Here is a 7,931-nt window from a genome sequence, read left to right on the forward strand (position 1 = left end):
ATTATTGTTTGTGATAATAATTGTAGACTTTTAAAGCTCTAGAGTTACCAATTGTTGTTTTTAAATCTTCTAAAGAAGCTTCTTTTACTCGTTTTGCCGATTTAAATTTACGCAATAAAGTAGTAATTGTTTGTTTACCAATATCCGGAATTTGTTCTAACTCAGATTTTATAGCACTTTTACTTCGTTTATTTCGATGAAATGTTATACCGAATCTATGCGCCTCATTTCTTAAATACTGTGTAATCTTTAAGGTTTCAGACTTTTTATCTAAATATAAAGGTATTGGATCATCTGGATAATAAATTTCTTCTAATCTTTTAGCAATACCAATTATGGCAATTTTACCTCGCAAACCTAAAACCTCTAAACTTTTTAATGCTGATGATAATTGCCCTTTACCACCATCTACAATAATTAATTGTGGCAACGGTTTATCTTCTTCTAACAAGCGTTTGTACCTTCTAAAAACAACTTCTTCCATAGAACCAAAATCGTCTGGCCCAACAACTGTTTTTATATTGTAATGCCTATATTCTTTTTTACTTGGTTTACCATCTCTAAAAACCACACAAGCAGCAACTGGGTTTGTACCTTGTATATTAGAGTTATCGAAACATTCTATATGACGAGGCTCTACAGATAGACGCAAATCTTTTTTCATTTGTGCCATTATTCTTTTTGTATGCCTCTCTGGATCTACAATCTGAACTTGTTTAAATTGCTCTTGTCTATAATATTTTGCGTTTCTTTGAGACAGTTCTACAATACGTTTTTTATCACCTAATTTAGGAATTGTTACTTTTAAATTTTCACCTAAATCTACTTTAAAAGGCACATAAATTTCTGGTGATTGCGATTCGAAACGTTGTCTAATTTCTACAATAAATAATTCTAACAACTCTTTATCTGTTTCGTCTAATTTTTTCTTAATTTCTGTTGTATGCGATTGAATAATCGATCCGTTAGAAATTTTTAGAAAGTTTGCATACCCATGGGTTTCATCAGAAATAATAGAAAAAACATCTACATTGTTTATAGACGGATTTATAATAGTACTTTTAGATTGATAGTTACTTAATAAATCTAACTTTTCTTTAATTTTTTGAGCCTCTTCAAACTCCATGTTTTCAGCAAAATTCAACATCATTCTGTTAAATTTCTCTAAACTTTCTTTAAAATTACCTTTTATTATATTTCGAATTTCTTTTATAGACTCGTTGTAATTAGCTTCGGTTTGCAAAGCTTCACAAGGGCCTTTGCAGTTTTTTAAATGATATTCTAAACAGACTTTATATTTGCCTTCGTTTATATTCTGATGACTTAAATCGTAATTACAAGTTCTTAAAGGATATAATTCTTTTATTAAGTCTAGTAAAACTCGTACTGTTCTTATCGAAGTGTATGGTCCATAATATTCAGATCCGTCTTTTATAACTCTACGTGTCATAAAAACTCTTGGAAAACGTTCTTTTTTTATACACAACCAAGGGTAACTTTTATCATCCTTAAGTAAAACATTATAACGAGGTTTGTATTTTTTTATTAGATTATTTTCTAACAACAAAGCATCTGTTTCTGTATTTACAACAATGTGTTTTATACGAACAATCTTCTTTACAAGAACTCTTGTTTTACCGTTATCGTGATTCTTATTAAAGTAAGAAGCAACTCTCTTTTTTAGGTTTTTAGCTTTACCAACATAAATAATTACATCGTTTTTATCAAAATATTGATAAACACCAGGTTCTTTTGGTAAGGTTTTTATTTGAAGCTCTAAAGAAGGTATAGACATAGTACGAAAATACCAATTTTTAGTACATATTTAAGAATGTATTACTAGATTATTTTTTAACATGTAACAAGTATAAACACCTAATTTTAAGTAATTAGTTAATAGTTAACACACAAGTTTACTTTATTTTATATATTTTTATTCCCTAACCAAACTTAATATTAACACTTAAATTAACTACAAATGTCAACGAAACCAAACGACATACCAAAACCAAACCCAAGAAACACTATTAGTTTAAAAGTTGCAAAAGACTGGGCTAAAAGATGGCGTAAACTAGAAAGTAGCTATAACAATTATAATGATTGTAGAGCATTTAACATTCCTTTAAAAGATTTGCAAGAAGTTATAGATGAAGGCGCAGCAAGCGTTAGAGCCTACATTGGTGTAGAAAAAACAATGGTTGAAGGAGAAAAAGTATACATCGAAAAATTAATGATGGTTGGTGTAGACAAAAATGGAAAAGATATGATTTCTTCTAAAGACGGACTTACATTAGATGAGGAAGGTGGAGATATTTATGATTTCTCTGAACCTTGCCCAAATGTTTGTGATGAAGAAAGTCCTTTAAACGGAGGTTAATAAATTTCATACTACACTCTTATAACAAGAATTACAAAGCACTAAAATACTTTATTATGTATTTAGTGCTTTGTTGTATAATTCTAAAAACATCAAGTAATTTTAGCGTAAAAAGGTGATAAAACTCTAGAAAACAGTTTTTATTTTGTTTCAATAAAAATAAAATCTAATCGTAGTATTTTACAACCTTAACAATTTATATGGATTCAATTTTTATAGTACGAAAAAGCCTTATTTACTTAGGTTACGTTGTTTTATTTATAAATGTTATTCTATATAGTATAACATATAAGCAAAAATCTGTTGCCTATAAATATTTGTATTTCTTTTTACTGTTAAGTCTAATCATTCAAATTATTAGTTCTTATTTAGCTTTTAAAAAAATTAATAATTTATTTTTCTTTCATGTATTTACCATTGGTCAATATATTTTAATGAGTTTGTTTTTTAGTACAGTTTTAAACAATCAAGTAATAAAAACTATCTTAAAATATAGCTGTGTAATTTTTCCTTTAACACTAATTGTAGTTTTTTGCTTTAAACCTGAGTTGCTATTTCGCTTTAATAGTATAGAAATTCTTATATTTTCAATTCCTTTAATCATTTCTAGTTTTAGTTTTTTTATCGAAAAAATTGATTCTAAAAACAAAAAGTACATCTACTTTAATTCAGGTTTTTTCTTATACCTAGTTTGTAGTACCTTATTATTTTCTGCAGGTAATATTCAAACTACAACTACTCGGTTATTGTGGTTATTAAACTCTTTTATCTACTTATGTTATCAAATTTTAATTGCTGTAGAATGGAATAAAAGTTTTAGAAATAACAAAAAAATAGAGCAACAAGTATAAATACCTGTTTTTTACAACAGGTTTTTTATATCGCTAATTTTCAACTATTTTTAAATAAAAATTTTTCCTTAATTTCGTTTTTACTTTTCAAAAACCCCTTATGGAAGAATTCTTTGCTAAAGAAGATCAAGTGATTGTTATTGTACTAATAGGTGTTTTATTACTCCTCTTAATGGGAGCAGCCCTACTTTTATTTTTCTTTTTCTCAAGAAAAAAAATAGTAGCAAAAGAGTTAGAGAAAAAAACTTTACAAATAAACCATCAAAAAGAAATAATACAATCTATAATAGTAACACAAGAAGAAGAACGTAAAAGAATTGCACAAGATTTACATGACGATATTAGTTCTAAACTAAATGTTATTAATTTAAACGCAAATCTTTTAAAAGACGGCAATTTAAGCCCAGAAGAATACTTATTTGTTAACGAAGGTATTTTAGATGTAACAGATAAAACATTAGAAAGTGCTAGAAAAATTGCACACAATCTTTTACCTCCAATTTTGTCTCAATTTGGTTTAAAAGATGCCATAGAAGAATTGGCAGACAGTTTTAATAATAGTAGAAAAATTAATATCGATTATAAAATTTTATATCCAAAGAAACATTTATCACCACAAAACGAGTTGCATTTATTTAGAATTACTCAAGAACTAATAAATAATTCTGTAAGACATGGTAAAGCTAGTAATTGCACTATAAAAATTAACTACAACGATAACAAGTTATATTTTGATTATGCAGATGATGGTATTGGTTTTAACTCTGAAAACATGCAAAATAAAAAAGGTCTTGGTATAAAGAATATAGAAAGTAGAGTTTCTTTATTAAATGGCAAATTTCAATTAAAAAGCAAAAAAAACGAAGGTTTTAAAATTTTAATTATAATATAAATACCCTAAAGTTATGAGTAAAATTAATATAGTAATAGCAGATGATGAAGAACTTTTTAGAAAAGGAATGCGTTTTCTGTTAGAAAGAGAACCTAATTTTAATGTTGTTTCTGAAGCCGGTAATGGTGAAGAACTACTTAAATTTATTCATAATACAGAAGAGTTTCCAGATATAATTTTAATGGATTTAAAAATGCCAGAGATGAATGGTATAGAAGCTACCAAAGCTATACATAAATCACATCCTAATATTAAAATTATAGCTTTAACAAGTTACGATGGCAAATCTTTTATAACCAACATGATTGATGTTGGTGCATCTTCTTATTTGCTAAAAAACACCAACCCAAAAACAGTTGTACATACTATAAATGAAGTTTTTAATAAAGGATTTTTCTATGATGAAAAAGTATTAAAAATAATTCATGAAAATATAATTTCTTCTAGTGGAAAACGTATAAAAAGCGATTTAGACAAGAACTTATTATCTAAAAGAGAATTAGAAGTTTTAGAACTAATTTGCGAGCAATTTACAACATCAGAAATAGCCGAAAAACTTTTTATAAGTCCTAGAACTGTAGAAGGTCATAGAAATAACTTATTATTAAAAACACAATCTAAAAATGTTGCAGGTTTAGTTATTTATGGTATTCAAAAAAAGTTAATAGAAATCACGCCAGATTTTAATTTATAACAGATTTCCTTTTTTAAAGGGTATAAATACTTTATAAATAAGTATTTATACCCTTTTTGATTTTTAGTAATTATTTCTCTAATGCACTTCAACGCTTAAGTATAATTTTGAAATGTACAAAAAGTACAAACCAAACTTATTAACTTAAAACTATTATATTATGGAACCATTTATTGGACAAATTATGGCATTTGTAGGTAACTTTACTATTAGAGGATGGGCAAAATGCGACGGTCAATTAATGCCTATTGCACAAAACACAGCTTTATTTTCTATTATAGGAACTACTTATGGTGGAGATGGCAGAACTACTTTTGCCTTACCAGATTTAAGAGGTAGAGTACCTATGCATTATGGTACTGGACCTGGACTTACTCCTAGACAATTAGGCGCAAGAGGTGGTGAAGAAACACACACTTTAAATATTCTAGAAATACCTTCTCATAACCACGCCGCTATTGATAGTGGTGCACAAGATCAGCACATTTTATTAAGTACAGAAAATGGTGTAAATGAAATACCACAAGCAGGCGATATACCTGCTGTAGGAAATTACCCCGGAAGTTTAGGCCCAAGCAAAACAAAGAATTTTGGGCCAGCATCATCAGGCAACACTGTAAACGGACAAACCATTAGTGGAAACGCAGGACTTACTATTGGAAATAATGGTGGAAGTAGAGATCACAACAATATGCAACCATTCGAAACTGTAAACTATTTAATTGCTTTACAAGGTATTTTTCCTTCAAGAGACTAAATTTAAAAAACACTTCGATTTAAAAAACAGGTAGAATTACCTGTTTTTTTTTACATCCGCTTTATTAAATTTGAATTATTCTTTCTTAAAAAGAATTTAATACTTTCTCATTATGAAAAAAATTACTTTATTGTTAATTATTGGTATAATTTTAACCTATTCAAATCAATCCTTTTCACAAACTTTTGATATTTCGGATGCTACTACTACGGATAACACAAGTGGATCTAATCTTAGAACAGTAGTAGAAACTTTATCTGGTACAACTATGACTGTTAGAATACAAAACTCGAACAGTTTTAACCCAGATCAAACTTCCTATCTTAATTCTGCTAATTTAGGTGGAGCACTAGGAACTACAAATGGAGCTGTATATCAAAGTACATCTTCAGAAACTGGTGATATGACTATTACGTTTAATCAAGCAGTTAATGTCACTAAATTAAAGATGGCTAGTACTGCTAATAGTGAATTCAGAATTTGGACATTCACTCCAACTGGTGGAAGTAATACAGTTGTTACTACAGCAAGTTCTAATTTTAGTGGAAATGCATTTGACATAACATTAAATTGGACTTCAGTAACTGAAATTACAATTGCATCTAGTTACACAACATCTGAACAATTTGTTTTAGATAGTGTAACACTTGGTTCATCTAATACCGCACCAATAATAGCTAATACATCTTCGGGACAATCCGTAAACGATACTGCAACCATAACTCCTTTTTCTTCAATAACTACTTTTGATGCAGATGGCGATAATTTATCTGCAACCATAACTTTAGACAATAATGCTAAAGGAGTTTTAACAGGATCAGGACTTTCTGGTACAGGTCCTTATACGATTACGAGTACAAGTCCCGCAGATTTACAAACTAAATTAAGAGCTTTGTCTTTTAACCCAACAGATAATAGATCTAGTACGTCAGAAACTACAACTTTTACTGTTGTTATTGATGATGGAACTGCTACTGATACTAATAATACAACTACAGTTATTTCAAGTGCAGTAGCACCAATAGTAACTAGTGTTTCTGTACCTCCAAATGCAACTTATACTACAGGTCAGAACTTAGATTTCACCATTAATTTTAATGAAAACATAACTGTAGTTACTACAGGAGGAACCCCTCAAACCGCCGTAACAATTGGTAGTACTGTTCGTCAAGCTACTTACATGAGCGGTACTGGTTCTACAGCTCTTTTATTTAGATATACAATTCAATCTGGAGATTTAGATACTGATGGAATTACAATAGGATCGTTAGTTACTAATGGCGGATCATTACAAGATACCGGTAGTTCTAATGCTATTTTAACTTTAAATAGTGCTGGTAATACAACTTCAGTTTTAGTTGATGCAGTTGCACCTAATGGTTATAGTGCATCAATAGATCAATCTACAATAAGAGCTGCAAATGATGATAAGGTAAGTTTTACGTTTGCTAATGCAGAAGTAGGATCAACTTATAATTATACATTTACAAGTGATGGAGGCTCTGGTTCTATAACAAATTCAGGTACAATTAACACAGCTACAGATAAAATTTCAAATATTGATTTAAGTGGACTACCTGATGGTAATATTACACTAAATGTATCTTTAACAGATACTAACGGAAATATTGGAAATAATACTTCCGATACAGTTGCAAAAAATACTGTATTAATTGCATTAAACGTAACTGGTCTTTCTGGAGTAAATAAACAATATGATAACACAACTACTGCCGCTGCTTCAGGAACTGCTACTTTATCGGGTGTGGTATCTGGTGATGATGTTGCTTTAGGCGGAAGCCCAACTTTTGCTTTTGCTTCTGCTAACGCAGGAACTAACATCAATGTTAACACTACAGGTTACACAATCTCTGGAACTGATGTTGCAAACTATACATTAACGCAACCTACTTTAATTGCAGATATTACGGCAAAAAATCTTACAGTTACCGGTTTAACGGCTACTAATAAAGTTTATGATGCTACAACTGCAGGAAATGCAACTGGTACAGCTACTTTAAACGGAATAATTGGTGCTGATGATGTTGCTTTAGACGGAAGCCCAACTTTTGCTTTTGCTTCTGCTAACGCAGGAACTAACATCAATGTTAACACTACAGGTTACACAATCTCTGGAACTGATGTTGCAAACTATACATTAACGCAACCTACTTTAATTGCAGATATTACGGCAAAAAATCTTACAGTTACCGGTTTAACGGCTACTAATAAAGTTTATGATGCTACAACTGCAGGAAATGCAACTGGTACAGCTACTTTAAACGGAATAATTGGTGCTGATGATGTTGCTTTAGACGGAAGCCCAACTTTTGCTTTTGCTTCTGCTAACGCAGGAACTA

At 29.8% G+C, this 7,931-nt stretch carries 6 protein-coding genes; 5 read left to right on the plus strand and 1 reads right to left on the minus strand.

Annotation, left to right across the window (positions count from 1 at the left end):
* Window position 1 precedes the first annotated feature (1 nt).
* Complete coding sequence (gene uvrC, locus ACYPV9_RS13140) at window positions 2-1,795, minus strand: excinuclease ABC subunit UvrC (protein ID WP_459744417.1); 1,794 nt, start codon at window positions 1,793-1,795, stop codon at window positions 2-4.
* 183 nt (window positions 1,796-1,978) lie between these two features.
* On the opposite strand from uvrC, the gene ACYPV9_RS13145 reads away from it, so the two are divergent.
* From ACYPV9_RS13145 to ACYPV9_RS13165, 5 genes are all read left to right on the plus strand, one after another.
* Window positions 1,979-2,377, plus strand: a complete 399-nt coding sequence (locus ACYPV9_RS13145) for a hypothetical protein (protein ID WP_299063037.1) — start codon at window positions 1,979-1,981, stop codon at window positions 2,375-2,377.
* Window positions 2,378-3,328: 951 nt separating this feature from the next.
* The gene (locus tag ACYPV9_RS13150) at window positions 3,329-4,120 is read left to right on the plus strand and encodes a sensor histidine kinase (RefSeq protein WP_299063034.1); all 792 of its coding nucleotides are present in this window, start codon (window positions 3,329-3,331) and stop codon (window positions 4,118-4,120) included.
* Between the two features lie 13 nt (window positions 4,121-4,133).
* Window positions 4,134-4,814 carry a response regulator transcription factor gene (locus tag ACYPV9_RS13155; protein WP_459744420.1) on the plus strand — a complete coding sequence of 227 codons (681 nt, stop codon included), beginning with the start codon at window positions 4,134-4,136 and terminating at the stop codon, window positions 4,812-4,814.
* A 160-nt stretch (window positions 4,815-4,974) separates the two neighbouring features.
* A complete protein-coding gene (locus ACYPV9_RS13160; protein ID WP_459744422.1) occupies window positions 4,975-5,571 on the plus strand; it encodes a phage tail protein in 597 nt (198 codons plus the stop codon).
* A 112-nt stretch (window positions 5,572-5,683) separates the two neighbouring features.
* Window positions 5,684-7,931, plus strand: a 2,248-nt coding sequence (locus ACYPV9_RS13165; protein ID WP_459744424.1) for a beta strand repeat-containing protein, incomplete at its 3' end; no start/stop codon positions are given.

The organism is Polaribacter sp. OB-PA-B3 (genome assembly GCF_054589375.1).

Excerpts from the sequence above, each read along its gene's own strand:
- uvrC (WP_459744417.1), bottom strand. The coding sequence starts at position 1,795 with ATGTCTATACCTTCTTTAGAGCTTCAAATAAAAACCTTACCAAAAGAA.
- ACYPV9_RS13160 (WP_459744422.1), top strand. The coding sequence starts at position 4,975 with ATGGAACCATTTATTGGACAAATTATGGCATTTGTAGGTAACTTTACT.
- ACYPV9_RS13155 (WP_459744420.1), top strand. The coding sequence starts at position 4,134 with ATGAGTAAAATTAATATAGTAATAGCAGATGATGAAGAACTTTTTAGA.
- ACYPV9_RS13150 (WP_299063034.1), top strand. The coding sequence starts at position 3,329 with ATGGAAGAATTCTTTGCTAAAGAAGATCAAGTGATTGTTATTGTACTA.
- ACYPV9_RS13145 (WP_299063037.1), top strand. The coding sequence starts at position 1,979 with ATGTCAACGAAACCAAACGACATACCAAAACCAAACCCAAGAAACACT.